Here is a 19731-nt window from a genome sequence, read left to right on the forward strand (position 1 = left end):
GACTAAATGAATATTCAACCGCCAACTTAAAACAAGTCAGACATTGGAAACAAGCAAACAGAAAGAATACACATTCCTGCAAAAACTGCTGAATAAAGCGAATATGGGATGGTGGGAAGCGGACTTAAAAACAGAAAGTTATGTATGTTCCGAGTTTATCTCCCGATTACTCGGGATAGACGAAGACGGAGTGATCAGTTTTGAAGATTTCAATAAACGTATCCTAAGGGAGGATCAGCACCATACTACCAGCTACTCTTTCGATAAATTGCAACAGAGCATTGAGGAGGTGTACCTGCTCGATACTCCCCACGGGGAAGTATGGATTCGCAGTAAAATATGCTTTCAGGAAACTGATGGGGAAGGAAACACCAAAATATACGGAATAGCAGAAACTCAAGATGGTCCACGCATGGCTTCCGCCTATCAGGCACTGCAAAACAGTGAACGTATCCTGCACAATATCTATAAAAACCTTCCCGTCGGCATTGAACTGTATAATAAAGACGGTTATCTGCTTGACTTGAATAAAAAGGAACTGGAAATGTTCCATATCACCCATAAAGAAAAAGTTATTGGTATCAATATCTTTGAGAATCCGGCACTACCCGAAGAAATAAAGCTAAAGATCAGAGATAATGAAGAGGTTGAATTCACCTTCCAATATGATTTTTCAAAAATCAAAGGATATTATGAATCGGAAAAAACATCCGGTTTCATTAATCTGACAACAAGAATAACAACACTTTATGATCATGACCGGCAGCCCATCAATTATCTGTTGATAAACGTAGATAAGACGGAAAACACCATCGCCTACAACAAAATTCAGGAATTTAAAAATTTCTTTGAACTGGTAGGAGATTATGCCAAGGTTGGATACGCTCATTTTGATGCGTTAAGCCGCAATGGTTATGCCTTAAGCAGCTGGTATAAAAATGTAGGAGAAGAGGAAGGCACGCCCCTACCGGAAATTATCGGTATCCATTCTCACTTTCATCCGGAGGACCGGGCTGTTATGCTCGACTTTCTGGCGAAAGTGGTCAAAGGCGAAAGTACGAAATTATGCAGGGATGTACGTATCCGCAGAGCCGACGGAAGTTATACGTGGACACGGGTGAATGTGTTGGTCCGCAACTACCGACCGCAGGATAATGTCATCGAAATGCTGTGTATCAACTTTGATATTACCCAACTAAAAGAAACCGAACAAATGCTTATCAAAGCCAAAGAGAAAGCCGAAGAAGCGGATCGTTTAAAATCGGCCTTCCTTGCCAACATGAGTCACGAGATACGTACTCCGCTCAATGCGATCGTCGGTTTCTCAAGTATGCTGGAAGAGGCGGAGGATCAGGAAGAAAAGCATCAGTATATCACGATCATAGAAGATAATAACAAGTTGTTGCTTCAGCTCATTTCCGATATCCTCGACTTATCGAAAATCGAAGCGGGAACTTTCGACATTATTCCTGAAAGAGTAAATGCGAAACAGCTTTGTAACGATCTGTTTCAGGCTATGCAAATGAAAACTAGTCCACAAGTAGAACTCCGCCTGAAAGATAATTTACCCGAACTGACGTTCACCAGTGACAAGAACAGACTTTATCAGGTATTACTGAACTTTGTGACTAACGCACTAAAATTCACTTCCGAAGGAAATATCACCATCGACTACCAAATAGACGGAAACGAAGTGAAATTCTCCGTTCAGGACACGGGAATGGGGATAGAGCCGGAAAAACAGGAAGCTATCTTCACCCGATTTGTAAAACTCAACAGTTTTATTCCCGGTACGGGACTCGGACTGCCTATCTGCCAAAGTATCGTCACGCAACTGGGAGGGAAAATCGGTGTGGAATCGGAACCGGGAAGAGGGGCTTGCTTTTGGTTCACCCATCCAATTAATTAAAGAAAAATCTCTTTTAAATTGCTCTGTCATCCCTCACTAAGTTCGGAATGGCAGAGCTAAACATTATTTTTCAGACAACAGTCCATTTTCATCGGTTTCTCTTCAGGAAAATACGGTCTGTAATAGTGCCCGGCAACTCTGATTCGTAGTGAGTCACCATAATCATCGTCTTGTCTTTGCGATGGCAGAAAGCCTCAATAATCTTCTTTACCCGACGACGGTTGTAAGTATCCAGACCGTGAAGCGGTTCATCCAGAATCAGCAGCTCCGGGTCCTTCACAAAAGCACGTGCCAGCAATGCCAGCCGTTGTTCTCCACTGGAAAGTTGCAAAAAAGGGTTGTCTTTCAATTCCGCAATACCAAATATATCCATCCACCATTCGCAGATGGCCATTTGTTCCGGCTGGGGACGTTTGTAAAGCCCGATGCTGTCATGAAGCCCACTGGCCACGATTTCAATAGCCGGCAGATTTTTGAGATAAGCACGATGCATCTCCGGACTTACATAGCCAATATGCTTTTTAATTTCCCAAATACTCTCCCCTGTACCCCGCTTCCGCCCGAAAAGGCTGATGTCACAAGCATATGATTGCGGATTATCCGCACAGACAAGGCTTAACAAAGTAGATTTTCCGGCCCCGTTTTCACCGCTCAATGCCCATTTCTCACCACGCCGCACCGTCCAGTCGAGATCTTTCAGAATAGTGCGGTCATCATAGCGAATGCTGACTTTATTCAGTTTGACCACTTCATCAGAATCGTAATTATTGCCATCATAGGGCAAATTGACGATACGCTGCTGTAACTCATCAAAAGAAACGGCTGCATCTCTGGAACGAAAAGCTTCCAGATAGGCCTCACGTTCCATTTTGGGGTACACCGTCATTTTATCCACAGGAATTACATGGGTAATAAATGAAGGAATATCATCCAGCATTGACAATACCAGAATAATCTGTACGGACGACATTTTTGTCAAGCGATCGAGTAAAGAAAACAGCAACTCGCGGGTAGGTGCATCCAGACCAATAAACGGATTGTCCATAATCAATACACGGGGAGCTGTCAGCAGAGTTTTGACCAGCTGGAATTTACGCAGTTCGCCACTGGAGAGAAGAATTATTTTCTTATCGAGCATCGGCTCAATGCGAAAAAGCTCAAACAGTTCTTGTTTCAGTTGTTCGTCCTTAATTTCTCCCAGCATTTCACGAACATCGGGTGCTTCGTCCTGATCGTGGGCGTTCCAGCGTTGCTGATAGTAATAATTAGCATCGGCAGCCCCGTAAGTGTCACGGAAAGCGATGTACTTCACATTATCATAGACGGTCTGGGTGGCAGCAGGAGAAAAGTCATATTGCAGCGTCCCTTCACGCAATGGGTATTTACCGATCAGCGTATCGACAAAAAGACTTTTTCCTCCTCCGTTGGGACCTACAATCGCAATGTGTTCTCCGGCTGAAATCGTTGCCGTGATGGGAGCAGCTAAACGCACAAGCGGGTTGCGTGCTACGCCCCCCGCTATGTTGAATGTATTTTGAATCATATTCTTCTATTCTGTTTGATTATCAAAAGACTGAATTTACTTATATAAAATCAAAGCCGACTGACTGGGAATAATAACTTCCGGCCCGTTTTGTATGCCTAATCCACGTACATCTATCACTCCGTCTTTACATACCACTGTATATTTACCAACCGGAATAGTAAGCCTGGCAGGAGTAGGACGAGAATTAAATGCGACGATGATATCTTCCCAATGATCTCCATTTGCATGGTCTTTCAGACGGAAAGCAATCAGGTTGCTTCCTTCCACAGGAAGAAATTCCAGATGTTTTCGAACCTGTCCTGCATCTCCCATGCGGAAGGCCGGATGAGATTTACGCAGATCGATCAATCGTTTATAATACATGAAAACATCTGCGCTGGTGGTTTTGCGCCGCCAGTCGATGGCATTCACTGCATCCGGGCTCTTATAACTATTGTCCACGCCTTGCTTATCACGCATGATTTCTTCTCCGGCGTAAATAAACGGAATACCTTGTGAAGTAAAGACCACAGTCTGTGCCAGTTTATCGAGACGTATAAGTTGTTCGGGAGTGATGTCCGGCATGCTTGCCTTCAGTCGGTCTACCAAACACAGCCCGTCGTGACAGGAAACATAACTGATCATTTGCACAGGCTGTTTCGCCCACGGCTTTTGAGTATAATTAACCGAATCGCACTGTACTTGCGGATGCTCGATAGCGCCTGCTATGCCGAACTTTACGCTCATCTCCCCTCCCGGAATTCCGGCAAGAAAAGCTCCTTTGCGCTTATCGCCTACAGGTCCGCAAAGCCCGTCACGCAGCTCGTCAGAAAAGACAGCAACTCCGGGTATCTGTGCTATATTTCCCTTCATTGCCAAGGAGTCAGCCGGATACTGAGGCGCCTCGGCAGCCCACCCCTCTCCGTAAATGCAAATGGTAGGATCGACCGCATTTACAGCCTTCCGTATCTCGTTCATCGTTTCTATGTCATGAATTCCCATCAAGTCGAACCGGAAGCCGTCAACATGATATTCTTTTATCCAATAAAGGACGGATTCTACCATAAACTTACGCATCATAAGGCGTTCGCTGGCAGTCTCGTTACCACAGCCTGAGCCATTTGCCAAGGTTTTATCTTCTTTCTGGCGATAGAAATAACCGGGAACGGTGCGCTCGAAGTTACTCTCATCGGTATTGAATGTATGATTGTACACCACATCCATTATCACACGGATACCAGCTTTGTGCAGTGCCTGTACCATCTGCTTGAATTCTTTCACACGAGTGGCGGGCTGATAGGGATCAGTGGCATAGGAACCATCGGGTACATTATAGTTTTGCGGATCATATCCCCAGTTGTACGAATTTTCATTCAGTCTGGTTTCATCTACCGAAGCGTAATCAAAAGAAGGAAGCAGATGCACGTGTGTCACGCCCAGTTCGATCAGATGGTCGATACCTGTCAGTAACTTGTCGGAGTTCATCGTTCCATGTTCGGTCAGTGCCAGATATTTTCCTTTATTCTTCACTCCTGAAGTAGAATCGACCGAAAAGTCACGGTGGTGCATCTCATAAATAATCATATCGGCGGGAGACTTCAAAGGAGGTCGGGTGTCACTCTCCCAACCGTCCGGATTGGTGGATTGCCAGTCGATAATAGCGGCCCGCTTCCCGTTTACTCCGACAGCACGGGCGTTTATTCCGGGAGTATCTCCCTGCCACTTGTCATCGATCTTCACATTGAAAGTATAGAACTTGCCAATAAGGTCCTTACTTACCACAGCTGTCCAGGTTCCTTCTTCCCCCGACTGCATCTTTACCGTTTCATAGGCATGTCCGCCCTCGCCTGCCTCATAAAGCATCAGACGTACTTCATCTGCCGTAGGCGACCAAAGAGTAAACTTCGTTGCCTCCGGTGTATACTCCATTTCAATCAGACTTCCTGTACGGACCGGATATAATTCATAAGACATATATTCCTTTTTCGCAGTAGTACAACTCATTACTGTCGTCACCGTAGTCACCCCTAATATCGCTAAATAATTGGTTCCCATTTTCATACTAAACCTCCCCTGCGGTACTCACACTACCTTCGCACTTACTTGTTTATTACTTTTCTCACTCCCAGCCTCTTTCATTGCGGGTTTATTTTACTTTATCGGGATTTTTCGCAATAAAATCTTTCCAACTGCTATATCCTTTTTCCATTGCCGGACGTCCCATTTGCAGAAAATGACAATAGGCTGCCGCCAAACCGTCCGTCGCATCCATAAAGGTAGGCATCTCTTCTTTGGGAAAATGCAGCATACGCTGCAGCATATCCGCTACTTGTTCCTTTGATGCCTGTCCGTTTCCGGTTATAGCCATCTTGATCTTCAAAGGAGCATATTCTGTGATCGGAATATCACGGCTCAATGCCACTGCCATCGCCACTCCCTGAGCACGTCCCAACTTCAACATGGACTGTACGTTCTTGCCGAAAAAAGGAGCTTCGATAGCCAGTTCGTCAGGCAGATAGCTTTCGATGATACTTAATACCCGTTCGTGAATATGCCGCAGCTTCAGATAATGATTGGCAAATTTACGTAAATCGATAATTCCCATCGCGATCATCTCAGGCTTAGTCCCTTTCACGCGCAAGACTCCATATCCCATGATGGTCGTACCGGGGTCTATACCCAAAATAATCTTTTCTTTTACCGGTTGAATCACTCTACTATCTCCATCAATGTCGGAAAACCGACTACTTTATCCTTGAATATTTTCGTAAGTTCGTCATTCAGCCGCACTCCCTGTTCCATGTGCCAGCGATGCAGCAATCCACTACTCTCTACTTCCCATTGCAGAGAATAAGAACTTCCGTCGTCCCGATGGCTCAGTATCCGACAGATACGCGGTGCTTTCAACGTCCCGTGTTTCTGTACTTCAGGTATATAGCTTTCCTTTATCCAAATCAAAAAATTATCGTGAACAGCATCGTCCACCTGAAAAGTTGTATTATAAATCAGCATATCATCTGTCCTTTCAATAAATTATTTTCCGCAAACATAGCAATTATTTCAGAATATTCCATTATATTTGCGCCAACAAAAGCAAAACGTTGACAAACGTTATATCAGTGGCATAAAAATGGGGCGTTAGCTCATCTGGCTAGAGCGCGACACTGGCAGTGTCGAGGTGATCGGTTCGAGTCCGATACGCTCCACAAAATGAAAAGAGTAACTTATGATAAGTTACTCTTTTTTTTATTTTAAACCTGTGATTGGCTTTGTAGCCAAGCTTCATTAAGACATTTATATTACCCCGAAATGTTTCAAAGCCTTGTAAAGTCCACTATTGTCCACCGTATCAGTGACAAAGTCGGCAACTGACTGAACTTTTTCGGACGCATTTCCCATCGCCACTCCTATTCCGGCGGCCTTCAGCATGGGGATATCATTACCGCCATCACCGCACGCCATTATTTCAGAAACTTTAACCCTGTAGTAATCGGCAAATAACGAGAGGCCGGTTGCCTTACTTGTCCCTGCAACATTAACATCAGCAAATAAAGGATGCCAGCGTGTTGCGGAAAGACCAGACAGAAGCGGCATTACTTTTTGTTCTGCTTCCTCATCAAAATAAAAACAAAGTTGACAGCATTCTTTTCTTTCAAACATCTCTTCGATGTCGACAACCGGCGGAACCGGATGCTCAACAATTCCGGCAATCTGTTCGACAGTCGGGGTAAGGCGATTGACAAATACACCTTCATTTAATTCGAGAGCGACTGCAAAATCAAATTCCCGTGCAAGCTCCATTGATTTTCTAAAATCCTGTGCAGGTATTGCTACTTTTCTTATCACACTTCCGTCACGCAATACACACTCTGCTCCATTAAGTGCAATAACTCCATCATACGGCACAGCATCAATCTCATGAAGATCACTTGCCGCTCTACCGGTAGCAATCACAATCTTAATTCCACTATCATGTACTTTTTTAAGAGCATCTATAGAGGATTGCGACACCTTATGAGTTTCAAAACTCAACAAAGTTCCATCTACATCAAGCAATAATACCTTTATCATACTATCTATATTTTTGGGCTACAAAGTTACTGAAAAGTTTCTCATGGCCTACAACGATAAGCACGAGATCGTGTTAAAAAAGATATCATATATACAATAAAAAAGGACCTTTATTCAAGGTCCTTTTTTATCACTTCATCCATTTCTTTTATTCGTTTCTCACGATCCTTGATGGGACCGTCTTTCGTATCACCTTTGAATACATTATCTGCACGATCGGTAACTTCAGTGCTCCATTCTTCAAACTCATTCTTAGCCGGACGGCCATTCGGTTCGATATTTTCCTCAGCAATCGAATCGTGTCTGTTAATCATATCATCCATATCTTCTCTTTTTTTATTGGTTACAATGATAATACAATATAAAAAGAGAAAAGTTCCGGGCGTTAATGTTTTTTGGACAACTCGCGTTCGCGTATCTGCAACTGTTCTTTATACAACTGGGGACGGAAAGGGACATAAAGGGTATAATCACTTTCAACCGCCTTGCCTCCCACCAGTGCCGGTGTCCAATTTGGCATTTCCTTCACAATGCGAAGAGCTTCTTCTGCAAACTCCGGATGAGTCGATTTTAATATATGAGGACGAAGAATCACTCCCTCCTTATCTATAGTAAACTCACACAAAGCATATCCCGAGACATTGTCTTTAAGCAATTCCGCAGGATAAATCATTTGTCCGGCTACATATTCCCGTACACAAACATCAGCCAAGCAGGGTAATTCTTCAATTTGCTTTCCCGAATGCGTTTTGAGCTTCGGACCAACAGAATAAATCCCCACATACATCGGCTTTTTGTGAGCGTCCGGCTGTTCTTTGGTACGGTGCTCCAGCTCTTTCAATAAAGCGGTTGCTTCCTCCGCCAATGCTTGTTCCGAAATATTTTCTCCCTGAGAAAACATGTAAGTCGACTGACAAACCAACACAAGCCGCTCCATCAAAGTACCTTTCATGGGTGACCACTTCCGTCCCATCATCTCTTTTCCTTTCGCATCTGTCGATGAGAAGTAATAAACAACTCCATCCAGTCCGGCTGTCGAACCGTCCAAATCCTGTATCTGGCTGGTTACCAGACGGGCGATAGCTCCCAAAGACTGGTATAAGGACTGACTGATCTCCACTGATTTAGTTTCCACTTTCACCGTTCCTTTCTCTGCCTGCCAATAGGTACGCGACAAAGTATTCGCAATCAACAGACAACGTCCGTTCTTCTTCTCTACCGACATTGCATATTCCGGTGAAAAAGAAGGAATGGCTACAAAACGCGCGTAAGGACGCTGTTGAAAACCTGTATTAAGCAAAGAAAAGACATTTCGATAATACTCACCCAACTCACCCGTATAGGTAGTAAAAGGCTTCACCGGCTCCAGATAGTCGATCTGAGCTGACAGGCGAAACGATAAAGTCAATAGCAGAAGAGAAATAACAATCTTTTTCATAAGTGTTCCCCGATTTTCGGTACATTCGGCAACAAAGATACAAATTATTTCGATGGTTCGTGATAAAATTATATCTTTGCACGGTTTTTACTAAGAAACTGAATAACAATACATCAAAAATATGATAGCTAAGATTGAACAACTTCTGAAAGAGGTGGAAGCTTTGCACGCCTCCAATGCCGAAGAACTCGAAGCTCTCCGCATCAAATACCTGAGTAAGAAGGGAGCCATTAACGATTTGATGGCGGATTTCCGTAACGTAGCTGCCGAACAGAAAAAAGAAGTCGGCATGAGACTGAATGAACTGAAAACTAAAGCGCAGGACAAAATCAATGCGTTGAAGGAACAGTTCGAGAGCCAGGATAATAGTTGCGACGGTCTTGACCTGACCCGCTCGGCTTATCCGATTGAACTCGGTACACGTCATCCGATTACAATTGTAAAGAACGAAGTCATTGATATCTTCGCACGTCTGGGATTCAGCATCGCCGAAGGTCCGGAAATCGAAGACGACTGGCATGTATTCTCGGCACTGAACTTTGCCGAAGATCATCCGGCACGCGATATGCAGGACACATTTTTCATCGAAGCTCATCCGGATGTAGTACTCCGTACTCATACTTCTTCCGTACAGACCCGTGTGATGGAAACTTCCAAACCTCCTATCCGCATCATCTGTCCGGGACGTGTATACCGTAACGAAGCTATCAGCTACCGTGCACACTGTTTCTTCCATCAGGTAGAAGCGTTGTATGTAGACAAAAACGTATCATTCACCGACTTGAAACAGGTATTGCTGCTCTTCGCCAAAGAAATGTTCGGCACAGACACCAAAATCCGTCTGCGTCCGTCTTATTTCCCATTTACAGAACCAAGTGCTGAAATGGATATCAGCTGTAACATTTGCGGTGGTAAAGGTTGTCCGTTCTGCAAGCATACCGGTTGGGTGGAAATCCTCGGTTGCGGTATGGTAGACCCGAACGTACTCGAATCAAACGGCATCGACAGCAAAGTATACAGCGGTTATGCTCTCGGAATGGGTATCGAACGCATCACGAACCTGAAATATCAGGTGAAAGACCTCCGTATGTTCTCCGAAAATGATACACGCTTCTTAAAAGAATTCGAAGCGGCATATTAAATAGAGCACAGAATTTACCAGTATGCCAATGTGCCAATAAAACCATCTGATGGTAATTGGGACATTGGCATTTAATCAATATACCGATTACACTGAAACGGGATGGCTTATCACCGTTCCGATCAGCAAATTGAACGTTCACTTATTATGGCAAAGGATAGACTCATTACTCCCGGTTATTGTTTCATCTTGGCAGCCAACTTCCTGCTCTACTTCGGTTTCTGGTTGCTGATTCCTGTTTTGCCGTTCTATTTATCCGAGTTCTTTCAGGCAGGAAATTCCACTATCGGCATCGTGCTTTCCTGTTATACGGTAGCTGCACTCTGCATCCGTCCGTTTTCCGGCTATCTGCTGGATACGTTTGCCCGTAAGCCGCTTTATCTTTTCGCTTATTTCATCTTTATGCTGATGTTTGCGGGATATCTTATCGCCGGCTCGCTTACCCTATTTATTATATTCCGAATTATTCATGGAGTCTCTTTCGGCATGGTCACAGTAGGTGGAAATACAGTAGTCATTGACATTATGCCCTCTTCCCGCAGAGGTGAAGGGCTGGGCTATTATGGACTGACCAATAATATCGCCATGTCCATCGGACCGATGTTCGGACTGTTTTTACATGACGGAGGGGTTTCTTTCGCTACAATATTCTGCTATGCGCTCGGTTCCTGTATGCTGGGATTCCTGTCCGCAAGCCTGGTGAAAACACCTTATAAACCACCGGTAAAGCGTGAACCGATTTCACTCGACCGTTTCATTTTATTAAAAGGAATGCCTGCGGGACTCAGCCTGTTGCTACTCTCCATCCCCTACGGAATGACCACCAATTATGTAGCCATGTATGCCCGCGAAATAGGAATCCATACACAAACAGGTTTCTTTTTTACCTTTATGGCGATCGGTATGGCCATTTCCCGTATATTCTCAGGAAAGCTGGTGGACCGGGGAAAGATAACCCAAGTAATTGCCGCCGGACTCAATCTGGTTATAATAAGTTTCTTCCTGCTCGCATCCTGTGTATATCTGATTCAATGGAATGATGCTGCCTGCACCATTCTCTTTTTCGGAATTGCCCTGCTGATGGGAATCGGATTCGGAATTATGTTTCCGGCATTCAATACTCTGTTCGTAAACCTTGCCCCCAACAACCAACGGGGAACAGCTACTTCCACCTACCTGACCTCATGGGATGTAGGAATTGGTATCGGTATGCTGACCGGAGGATATATAGCCGAAATCTGTTCGTTTGACAAAGCATATCTTTTCGGTGCCTGCCTGACAGTAGTTTCCGCTGTCTATTTCAAATTAAAAGTAACGCCTCACTACCATAAAAACAAGTTAAGATGAGAAAGAAAGAACGTTATGAAAAAGTAATCGCATGGTTTCAGGCAAATGTTCCTGTAGCCGAAACAGAATTACATTACAATAATCCGTATGAATTACTGATCGCTGTAATCCTTTCTGCACAATGTACGGATAAACGAGTAAATATGATCACTCCGCCTCTCTACAAGGACTTCCCGACTCCGGAAGCTCTTGCTGCCAGTACGCCTGAAGTTATTTTCGAATACATCCGGAGCGTATCTTATCCGAATAACAAAGCCAAACATCTGGTAGGAATGGCTAAAATGCTGGTTAATGACTTCAACAGCAAAGTGCCCGACAACATGGATGACCTGATCAAACTTCCCGGTGTAGGAAGAAAGACCGCCAATGTGATTCAGTCCGTCGTTTTCAACAAAGCAGCGATGGCGGTTGATACCCACGTTTTCCGTGTCAGTCACCGCATCGGACTGGTGCCGGACAGTTGTACGACTCCATTCAGCGTAGAGAAAGAACTGGTGAAGAACATTCCGGAAAAATTAATACCCATAGCCCATCACTGGCTTATTCTGCATGGTCGTTATGTTTGTCAGGCACGTACGCCGAAATGTGACACCTGCGGTTTGCAAATGATGTGCAAATATTTCTGTAACACTTATAAAGTTACAAAAGAGGCACCAAAAGCCAAGAATAAATAACGATTTAATAGCAAGGAACCGAAATAAATAGTAACTTTGCGGTCGATCAAAAAAGAGAATATTAAAAACACTTTTAAATAAAAATAGAGTATTATGCAGACAATTGACAAATTCAATTTTGCCGGTAAAAAGGCATTTGTTCGCGTGGACTTCAATGTACCCCTGGACGAAAACTTCAACATTACAGATGACACTCGTATGCGTGCAGCTCTTCCTACTTTGAAGAAGATTTTGGCTGACGGCGGTAGCATCATCATCGGTTCTCACCTGGGCCGTCCGAAAGGCGTTGCCGACAAATTCTCTTTGAAACATATCATCAAACATCTGTCTGAACTGCTGGGCGTTGAAGTTCAGTTTGCTAACGACTGCATGGGCGAAGAAGCCGCTGTAAAAGCTGCTGCTCTGCAACCGGGAGAAGTTCTGTTGCTCGAAAACCTTCGCTTCTATGCTGAGGAAGAAGGCAAACCAAGAGGTTTGGCTGAAGATGCCACAGACGAAGAAAAGGCTGCTGCAAAGAAGGCTGTCAAAGAAAGCCAGAAAGAATTCACCAAGAAATTGGCTTCTTACGCTGACTGCTACGTAAACGACGCATTCGGTACAGCTCACCGTGCACACGCTTCTACAGCTCTGATCGCTAAATACTTCGACACTGACAACAAGATGTTCGGTTACCTGATGGAGAAAGAAGTAAAAGCTGTTGATAAAGTATTGAACGACATCCAACGTCCGTTCACTGCTATCATGGGTGGTTCTAAAGTTTCTTCTAAAATCGAAATCATCGAAAACCTGTTGAATAAGGTAGACAACCTGATCATCGCAGGTGGTATGACTTATACATTCACCAAAGCAATGGGTGGTAAAATCGGTATCTCTATCTGTGAGGACGACAAACTTGACCTGGCTTTGGATCTGATCAAGAAAGCAAAAGAAAAGGGTGTAAACCTTGTACTGGCTGTTGACGCTAAGATCGCTGACGCTTTCTCTAACGACGCTAACACTCAGTTCTGCGCTGTTGATGAAATTCCTGACGGATGGGAAGGTCTTGACATCGGTCCTAAGACTGAAGAAATCTTCGCTAACGTAATCAAAGAATCCAAAACTATTCTTTGGAACGGTCCTACAGGTGTATTCGAATTTGAAAACTTCACTCACGGTTCACGTACAGTAGGTGAAGCTATCGTTGAAGCAACTAAGAACGGTGCATTCTCACTTGTGGGGGGTGGTGACTCTGTAGCTTGTGTTAACAAGTTCGGTCTGGCTAGCGGCGTATCTTATGTTTCTACAGGTGGTGGCGCATTGCTCGAAGCAATCGAAGGAAAAGTTCTTCCGGGTATCGCTGCCATTAATGAATAATGAATTTATAACAATGTAATTTTAGATACGAGGGCAGTTCTTTGTGAAAAGAGTTGCCCTTATTTATATCTGACCCATCAACTAAGGCATGAAGAGAGCAGCACTCATATTCTGTATCCTCCTTTTCTTCCTTTATTCTTGCCAAAGAAAAAAAGGAGAAAGCGTCTTTATACCTTCAACAGAATTACAACCACTCACACTGGGAATGCTCCCGACTCTGGACGGACTGCCTTTTCACATAGCTAAAGCACAAGGAATCTACGATTCGCTGGGATTGGATTTGACCATCCTTTCTTTCAATTCCGCCTATGACCGCGACGCAGCGTTCCAGTTCAAATCAATGGATGGCATGATCACCGACTATCCCAGTGCAGTAACTCTACAGGCTATCCACCATACCGACTTAGGAATCATTTTGAAACATGACGGTTATTTCTGTTTTATAGTCTCCAAAGAAAGCGGTATCAACCAACTTCAGGAACTCAAAGAAAAAAATATAGCTGTTTCACATAATACGATTATCGAGTATGCAACCGGACAGCTACTGAACAAAGCGGGAATCAGTCAGGCAGAAGTGAACAAACCGGAAATCGCCCAGCTCCCTCTTCGCCTGCAAATGCTGCAATACGATCAGATTGACGCATCCTTCCTCCCCGACCCTGCCGCATCCATCGCAATGAATGCCCGTCACCGGTCTCTGATCAGCACACAGGAATTGGGAATTGATTTCACTGTCACCGCTTTCTCCCGAGAAGCCATCAACGAAAAAAGAAGAGAAATCGAACTATTAATCACCGGATATAATCTGGGAATAGACTATATAAAAATGCACCCGCAAAAAGAATGGAAACAGGTATTGATAGAGATCGGCGTTCCGGAAAACCTGACCGGCCTCATTGCACTCCCTGTTTACAGAAAAGCGGAGCGCCCCTCAGCCGATGCCCTGGATAAAGCTGTAACATGGCTGAAAACAAACAACCGGATACCTCAGACATATTCCGGATACAAAAGTCTGATAGATACAACTTTTATAAAAACAAATTCAACTACTATCAAATAACAACTAATCATATGCGAAAAACACTCTTTCGACTCTCAATGATCGCGTTCGCCCTGCTTGGTATGCAGAGTACGCTCACCGCACAGGAGAAAACACCGTTGAATCAAGTAGTCAATACACTGAAAGAAAGAATCAGTCTGGCCGGTTATGCACAACTGGGCTATACATACGACGATGCCGCCGATCCCGACAATACATTCGACATCAAACGGATCATCTTTATGGCACATGGTAAAATCACCGACAGATGGACATGCGATTTCATGTATGATTTCTACAACGGTGGTATGCTGCTCGAAGTATATACAGACTACCGGATCCTTTCCGGACTTACAGCACGTATCGGAGAATTCAAAGTTCCTTATACCATTGAAAACGAACTGTCTCCCACTACGGTGGAGCTGATCAACTGCTATTCTCAGTCAGTCTGTTATCTGGCGGGAGTCAGCGGCAGTGACAAATGTTATGGAATGACTTCCGGACGAGACATCGGTATGATGATTCACGGAAAATTATTTCATGATTTCCTCCAATACAAATTTGCTGTCATGAACGGACAGGGCTTAAACACCAAAGACAAAAACAGTCAGAAAGATGTAGTCGGCAATCTGATGGTGTATCCTAACAAATGGCTGTCCGTAGGGGGATCTTTCATTCGGGGAACCGGACACGCCATAGGTGACTCCCAATATTCGGGAATCAAAGCAGGAGAAAATTACGCCAAGAAACGCTTGAGCCTGGGAGGGGTTGTTACTACTTCCGCATTCAACTTCCGTACGGAATATCTTGCAGGAAAAGACAGAAACGTAAAAAGCGAAGGATTCTATGCGACAGGCAGCGTACGTTTATTACAAAATTTCGACTTTATCGCCTCTTTCGATTATTTCAATCCGAACAAAGCGGCAGATTTCAAACAAAATAATTACATTGCCGGACTGCAATACTGGTTTTATCCCAGATGCCGTGTGCAGGCACAATACACTTTTTGTGATAAAAAAGGAGACGGACAAAAGGATTCTAATCTGATACAAGCACAGGTGCAAGTCAGATTCTAACTTTTTGGCATCCTTTTTGTTCTATTACCTATAAATAATTGAACCATTATGAACGAAAAAACGATTAATGAACAATACGCCTATATACGCACTCTGCTTGAAGAAAAAAGACTTAAAGAAGCTCTGATGCAGTTGGAATCCCTGCTCTGGCAATGTCCGGACTGGGATTTACGTACCCGCTTGGAGCAACTGCAAACCTCCTACAAGTATATGCTGGAGTATATGCGCCAAGGTGCAAACGACCCAGAACGCTGGAATGTATACAGAAAACTCATAGCTGATACCTGGGAAATAGCCGACCGTTCGCGCCTGCTTATGCTGGACAATGCTTCATCAAGATATTATCATGAGGTACGCCGCACTCCCCGACCGGAAAGTCTGTCAGCATATACACTCAAAAAATTACTGCACATGCTGGAGTCATTCAATGACGACTTGGCAGTCAGCGGACTGTTGTCTGACGAAAAGATGGACGAGGTACTGAAACGGCATGAAGAAACACTTAAATATATGTTTCTGCAAACATGGACCAACAGTGCATGGACTCCCGAAGAGGAAGAGGATGCACAATCCATGCTTACCTCCGAACTTCTTCCGGTGAACGACCTGTGCCTGTTTATCAGTGCCGTCACATTAAGTCTGATGGAATGCTTTGACCTGCGTAAAATCATGTGGCTGCTGGACGCTTACCGCCATCCGGATGTCAATGCCGGTCAACGTGCACTGGTAGGTGTCATTTTCATTTTCCATATCTACAAGAACCGTCTTTCACTCTACAATGATCTGGTCAAGAGAGTCGACCTCATGGATGAGATTTCTCCATTCAAAGAGGATGTGGCACGTATCTATCACCAAATGTTACTATGCCAGGAAACGGAAAAGATAGACAAGAAAATGAGAGAGGAAATCATTCCCGAAATGTTGAAGAATGTTTCGTCCATGCGGAACATGAGATTCGGCTTTGAGGAGAATGAGGATGAGAACGATGACAAGAATCCGGATTGGGCGGACGCTTTCGAACAATCAGGACTGGGAGACAAGTTGCGCGAAATGAATGAACTGCAACTGGAAGGAGCCGACGTATACATGAGTACATTTGCGGCACTGAAAAGTTATCCGTTCTTCCGGGAAGTACAGAATTGGTTTTACCCGTTCAGCAAGCAGCAATCCGATGTCATCAAGCAACTGAAACAGGAAGGTAACGAGAAAAACACATTGCTGGATTTAATTCTTCAATCGGGATTTTTCAGTAACAGTGACAAGTACTCACTCTTCTTTACGATCCGGCAGTTGCCAAAGGCGCAGCAAGACATGATGCTAAGCCAGCTCGGTGAACAACAAGTGGCAGAACTGACCGAGAAGTCGAGTGCGGAAACAATGAAGAAATTCAATGAGCGACCGGGAACCGTCAGCAATCAATATCTGCATGACCTGTACCGTTTCTTCAAGCTCAGTGTACGCCGCCATGAGTTTAGGGACATCTTTAAGGAAAAACTCGATTTACACCACATTCCTGCACTTAGTAACGTATTATATAGTGAAGATATCCTATTCCCGATCGCAGATTTCTATTTAAAGAAAGAACGCTGGAATGAGGCAATAGAAGTGTACGAGGAAATGGAAACGATCGGAGCACTTCAGGAAAGAGGTGCGGAATATTATCAGAAACTGGGATATGCCCTGCAAAAAAGCAAGAAGTATGCAGAAGCGATCGGTGCTTATCTGAAAGCGGATACACTGAAACCGGATAACATCTGGAACAACCGCCATCTGGCTATCTGTTACCGGTTAAACCGAAATTATCAGGCTGCATTGAGCTATTATAAAAAGGTGGAAGAAGCTACACCGGAAGATACCAATGTTATTTTCCATATCGGCAGTTGCCTGGCCGAACTCGGACAATACGAAGAAGCTGCCAACTACTTTTTCAAACTGGATTTCATCGAAAGTAATTGCATAAAAGCATGGCGTGGCATCGGGTGGTGTTCATTCATCAGCCGGAAATACGAACAAGCCATGAAATATTACGAAAAGATCATCGAACAGAAGCCACTGGCTATCGACTATATGAATGCCGGACACGTCGCATGGACAATGGGAGACATTCAGAAAGCGGCCGCCCTGTACGGCAAGTCAATCACAGCCAACGGAAACCGCGAACGCTTTCTGGAGATGTTCCGGAAAGACGAGGAAGCTCTTCTCAAACAAGGTATTCAAGAAGAGGACATCCCGTTAATGCTGGATTTATTATAACTTCTTCAGCTCCCCGTACAGTTTCTGTATGGGGAGTCCCATTATATTATAAAAGCTGCCCGAAATAGACTTTACCCCTATATATCCGATCCATTCCTGCACTCCATACGCTCCCGCTTTATCCATAGGCTGATATTTGTCCACATAATACCGGATTTCCTCTTCGGACAAAACATCAAATTCCACATCGGATGCAGCAGTAAAGCTCTTTTGCCATTCAGTGGTCGTAAGACAAACACCGGTGAACACCTGATGTGACTTACCGGACAAAGAACGGAGCATTTCGACCGCTCCTTCGCGACCTTCCGGCTTTCCAAGCACTTTACCATCGAGCCAGACAATCGTATCTGCCGTAATCAACAGTTCCCCCGGTTGCATAATACTCCGGTAAGCATCCGCCTTTTCGCGGGAGATATATTCCGGAATCTCAGCACCAGCCAGATCGGCTGGATATGATTCATCCACATCCGGCAATGTCCTGACCACATAATCCACTCCCAAACCTGACATCAGTTCTTTCCGGCGGGGAGAATTGGAGGCTAATATAATCTGATATTTATCTAAATTTCCAAGCATAATTTTATTTATTATTAAGTGATTTACAACTCACCAGCCGAAAGCATCTTCCGCCATCCACTTGCCATGAGCTTTCAATACTTGTTCCACCACATCACGTCCACAGCCACGACCGCCATCGGCATAAGATATATACTTCGCGACCGACTTAACTTCCGGAACAGCATCTTTGGGACAACAAGGCAACCCGCACTCACGCATCACTTCTATATCAGGCACATCATCGCCCATATACAGAATTTCGTCATCAGACAGACCGTATTTATCGCGGAAATTACGGTAATCATGAATTTTCACTGCAGACCCCATATACAGATCCTTCACACCCAATGCTGCAAACCGGATACGTACCGCTTCTGTCCGTCCACCGGTAATGATAGCAATATGGAGTCCTTTCTTTACTGCCAACTGAATGGCATAACCGTCTTTAATATTCACCGTACGCATCGGTTCTCCGGAAGGATGCAACGGGACTGTTGTCGAACTCAATACTCCGTCAACATCAAAAGCCAGTGCTTTGATGCGGGATAGATCATAATTGATGGTGCTCATGGATACTTTTACTCATTAATTTATAAATTTCCTGCAATGCCTGACTGTCTGCCAGCATAGAAAGATGCTTATTCATCACATTCTCGTCATAGCGTACAGCCGGTCCGGTCTGCGCATCACGAGGAGCAAGTTCATGCACTTTGCGTGCCGTTTCGTCAATCAGGGGAAGCATAACATCAAATGGCAAATGATATTTTTCCAGCAATTCGGCGGCAAGAGCATACATATGGTTGGTAAAGTTACAGGTAAAGACAGCTGCCAGATGAAGACTCCTGCGTTGCTCCGAATCGGCTTCGTACACCTTATCAGAGAGTGTACCGGCAACCGCTTTCAGCAGCTCGGTATCTTCCGGTCTTTTTGCTTCAATAAAGAAAGGTACTTCCCGAAAATCAACTTCACGTTGTTTGCTGAACGTCTGCATCGGATAAAATACTCCGTAGCGTTCCGCATGACCTTCCCAAATATTCATCGGGATGCTGCCTGCCGTATGCACCAACAGCGCATGCTGCTTCCCATCAGTGATCTGAGGCAACAGTTCGACGAAAGCGGCATCTTTCAATGAAATAATATATAATCTCGCTTCATTCGATACGTCTTTTAAATCAGTGATATATTCCGCTTCCACTTCATTGGCTAACGTACGAGCCGATTCTTCCGTTCGGCTGTACACCTGCATGATACGGAATCCTTTCCGGTAAAGCGCTTTCGCCAGATTAGTTGCCAGATTTCCGGCACCGAGAAACACAACGGGCGTATCTTCAATACTTCTTTTCATTG

At 44.4% G+C, this 19731-nt stretch carries 18 protein-coding genes and 1 tRNA gene; 9 read left to right on the plus strand and 10 right to left on the minus strand.

Annotated elements, in window-relative coordinates; genetic code table 11:
• The first annotated feature begins 103 nt into the window (after positions 1-103).
• Positions 104-1909 carry a PAS domain-containing sensor histidine kinase gene (locus tag BT_RS08420; protein WP_011107929.1) on the plus strand — a complete coding sequence of 602 codons (1806 nt, stop codon included), beginning with the start codon at positions 104-106 and terminating at the stop codon, positions 1907-1909.
• Positions 1910-1997: 88 nt separating this feature from the next.
• On the opposite strand, the gene BT_RS08425 is transcribed toward BT_RS08420, so the two are convergent.
• The 4 genes from BT_RS08425 to BT_RS08440 all read right to left on the minus strand — a co-directional run bounded on the left by BT_RS08425 (position 1998) and on the right by BT_RS08440 (position 6446).
• A complete protein-coding gene (locus tag BT_RS08425; protein WP_011107930.1) occupies positions 1998-3452 on the minus strand; it encodes an ATP-binding cassette domain-containing protein in 1455 nt (484 codons plus the stop codon).
• Positions 3453-3488: 36 nt separating this feature from the next.
• Positions 3489-5495, minus strand: a complete 2007-nt coding sequence (gene pulA / locus BT_RS08430; RefSeq protein WP_011107931.1) for a type I pullulanase — start codon at positions 5493-5495, stop codon at positions 3489-3491.
• Positions 5496-5580: 85 nt separating this feature from the next.
• Positions 5581-6147 (minus strand): crossover junction endodeoxyribonuclease RuvC, encoded by a 567-nt coding sequence (gene ruvC, locus BT_RS08435; protein ID WP_008763383.1) that lies wholly within the window; start codon positions 6145-6147, stop codon positions 5581-5583.
• Positions 6144-6446 carry a DUF4286 family protein gene (locus BT_RS08440; protein ID WP_008767861.1) on the minus strand — a complete coding sequence of 101 codons (303 nt, stop codon included), beginning with the start codon at positions 6444-6446 and terminating at the stop codon, positions 6144-6146. The genes ruvC and BT_RS08440 overlap by 4 nt, the downstream gene beginning before the upstream one ends.
• A 120-nt stretch (positions 6447-6566) precedes the next feature.
• On the opposite strand from BT_RS08440, the gene BT_RS08445 reads away from it, so the two are divergent.
• A tRNA-Ala gene (locus BT_RS08445) sits at positions 6567-6640 on the plus strand.
• Between the two features lie 88 nt (positions 6641-6728).
• Here BT_RS08445 and BT_RS08450 read toward each other — a convergent pair.
• The 3 genes from BT_RS08450 to BT_RS08460 all read right to left on the minus strand — a co-directional run bounded on the left by BT_RS08450 (position 6729) and on the right by BT_RS08460 (position 8943).
• Positions 6729-7505 carry a Cof-type HAD-IIB family hydrolase gene (locus BT_RS08450; RefSeq protein ID WP_011107932.1) on the minus strand — a complete coding sequence of 259 codons (777 nt, stop codon included), beginning with the start codon at positions 7503-7505 and terminating at the stop codon, positions 6729-6731.
• Positions 7506-7615: 110 nt separating this feature from the next.
• A complete protein-coding gene (locus tag BT_RS08455) occupies positions 7616-7828 on the minus strand; it encodes a hypothetical protein (protein WP_008767859.1) in 213 nt (70 codons plus the stop codon).
• Positions 7829-7890: 62 nt separating this feature from the next.
• On the minus strand, positions 7891-8943 hold the full coding sequence (locus BT_RS08460) for an energy transducer TonB (protein WP_011107933.1): 1053 nt from the start codon (positions 8941-8943) through the stop codon (positions 7891-7893).
• A 121-nt stretch (positions 8944-9064) separates the two neighbouring features.
• On the opposite strand from BT_RS08460, the gene pheS reads away from it, so the two are divergent.
• From pheS to BT_RS08495, 7 genes are all read left to right on the plus strand, one after another.
• The gene (gene pheS, locus BT_RS08465; protein WP_008763378.1) at positions 9065-10084 is read left to right on the plus strand and encodes a phenylalanine--tRNA ligase subunit alpha; all 1020 of its coding nucleotides are present in this window, start codon (positions 9065-9067) and stop codon (positions 10082-10084) included.
• A gap of 147 nt (positions 10085-10231) precedes the next feature.
• Positions 10232-11431 carry an MFS transporter gene (locus BT_RS08470; RefSeq protein WP_008763377.1) on the plus strand — a complete coding sequence of 400 codons (1200 nt, stop codon included), beginning with the start codon at positions 10232-10234 and terminating at the stop codon, positions 11429-11431.
• Complete coding sequence (gene nth, locus BT_RS08475) at positions 11428-12105, plus strand: endonuclease III (RefSeq protein WP_008767855.1); 678 nt, start codon at positions 11428-11430, stop codon at positions 12103-12105. Before BT_RS08470 ends, nth begins: the two co-directional genes overlap by 4 nt.
• A 93-nt stretch (positions 12106-12198) precedes the next feature.
• A complete protein-coding gene (pgk, locus tag BT_RS08480; RefSeq protein ID WP_008763375.1) occupies positions 12199-13458 on the plus strand; it encodes a phosphoglycerate kinase in 1260 nt (419 codons plus the stop codon).
• An 88-nt stretch (positions 13459-13546) separates the two neighbouring features.
• Positions 13547-14518, plus strand: a complete 972-nt coding sequence (locus tag BT_RS08485; protein WP_062694697.1) for an ABC transporter substrate-binding protein — start codon at positions 13547-13549, stop codon at positions 14516-14518.
• Positions 14519-14580: 62 nt separating this feature from the next.
• Complete coding sequence (locus tag BT_RS08490; protein WP_224200687.1) at positions 14581-15573, plus strand: OprO/OprP family phosphate-selective porin; 993 nt, start codon at positions 14581-14583, stop codon at positions 15571-15573.
• Positions 15574-15621: 48 nt separating this feature from the next.
• Positions 15622-17826: a tetratricopeptide repeat protein gene (locus BT_RS08495; protein WP_011107937.1), complete on the plus strand. Its 2205-nt coding sequence runs from the start codon at positions 15622-15624 to the stop codon at positions 17824-17826.
• Here BT_RS08495 and BT_RS08500 read toward each other — a convergent pair.
• The 3 genes from BT_RS08500 to BT_RS08510 are packed head-to-tail and all read right to left on the minus strand — an operon-like array spanning position 17821 to position 19729.
• Positions 17821-18402: a Maf-like protein gene (locus tag BT_RS08500; RefSeq protein WP_011107938.1), complete on the minus strand. Its 582-nt coding sequence runs from the start codon at positions 18400-18402 to the stop codon at positions 17821-17823. The genes BT_RS08495 and BT_RS08500 overlap by 6 nt on opposite strands.
• 30 nt (positions 18403-18432) lie before the next feature.
• Entirely contained in the window at positions 18433-18954 is a 522-nt protein-coding gene (locus tag BT_RS08505; protein ID WP_008767850.1) for a KdsC family phosphatase, read from the minus strand.
• Positions 18935-19729: a Rossmann-like and DUF2520 domain-containing protein gene (locus BT_RS08510; RefSeq protein ID WP_008767849.1), complete on the minus strand. Its 795-nt coding sequence runs from the start codon at positions 19727-19729 to the stop codon at positions 18935-18937. Before BT_RS08510 ends, BT_RS08505 begins: the two co-directional genes overlap by 20 nt.
• Between the last annotated feature and the right edge of the window lie 2 nt (positions 19730-19731).

Source organism: Bacteroides thetaiotaomicron VPI-5482 (assembly GCF_000011065.1).
Classification (GTDB): Bacteria; Bacteroidota; Bacteroidia; order Bacteroidales; family Bacteroidaceae; genus Bacteroides; species Bacteroides thetaiotaomicron.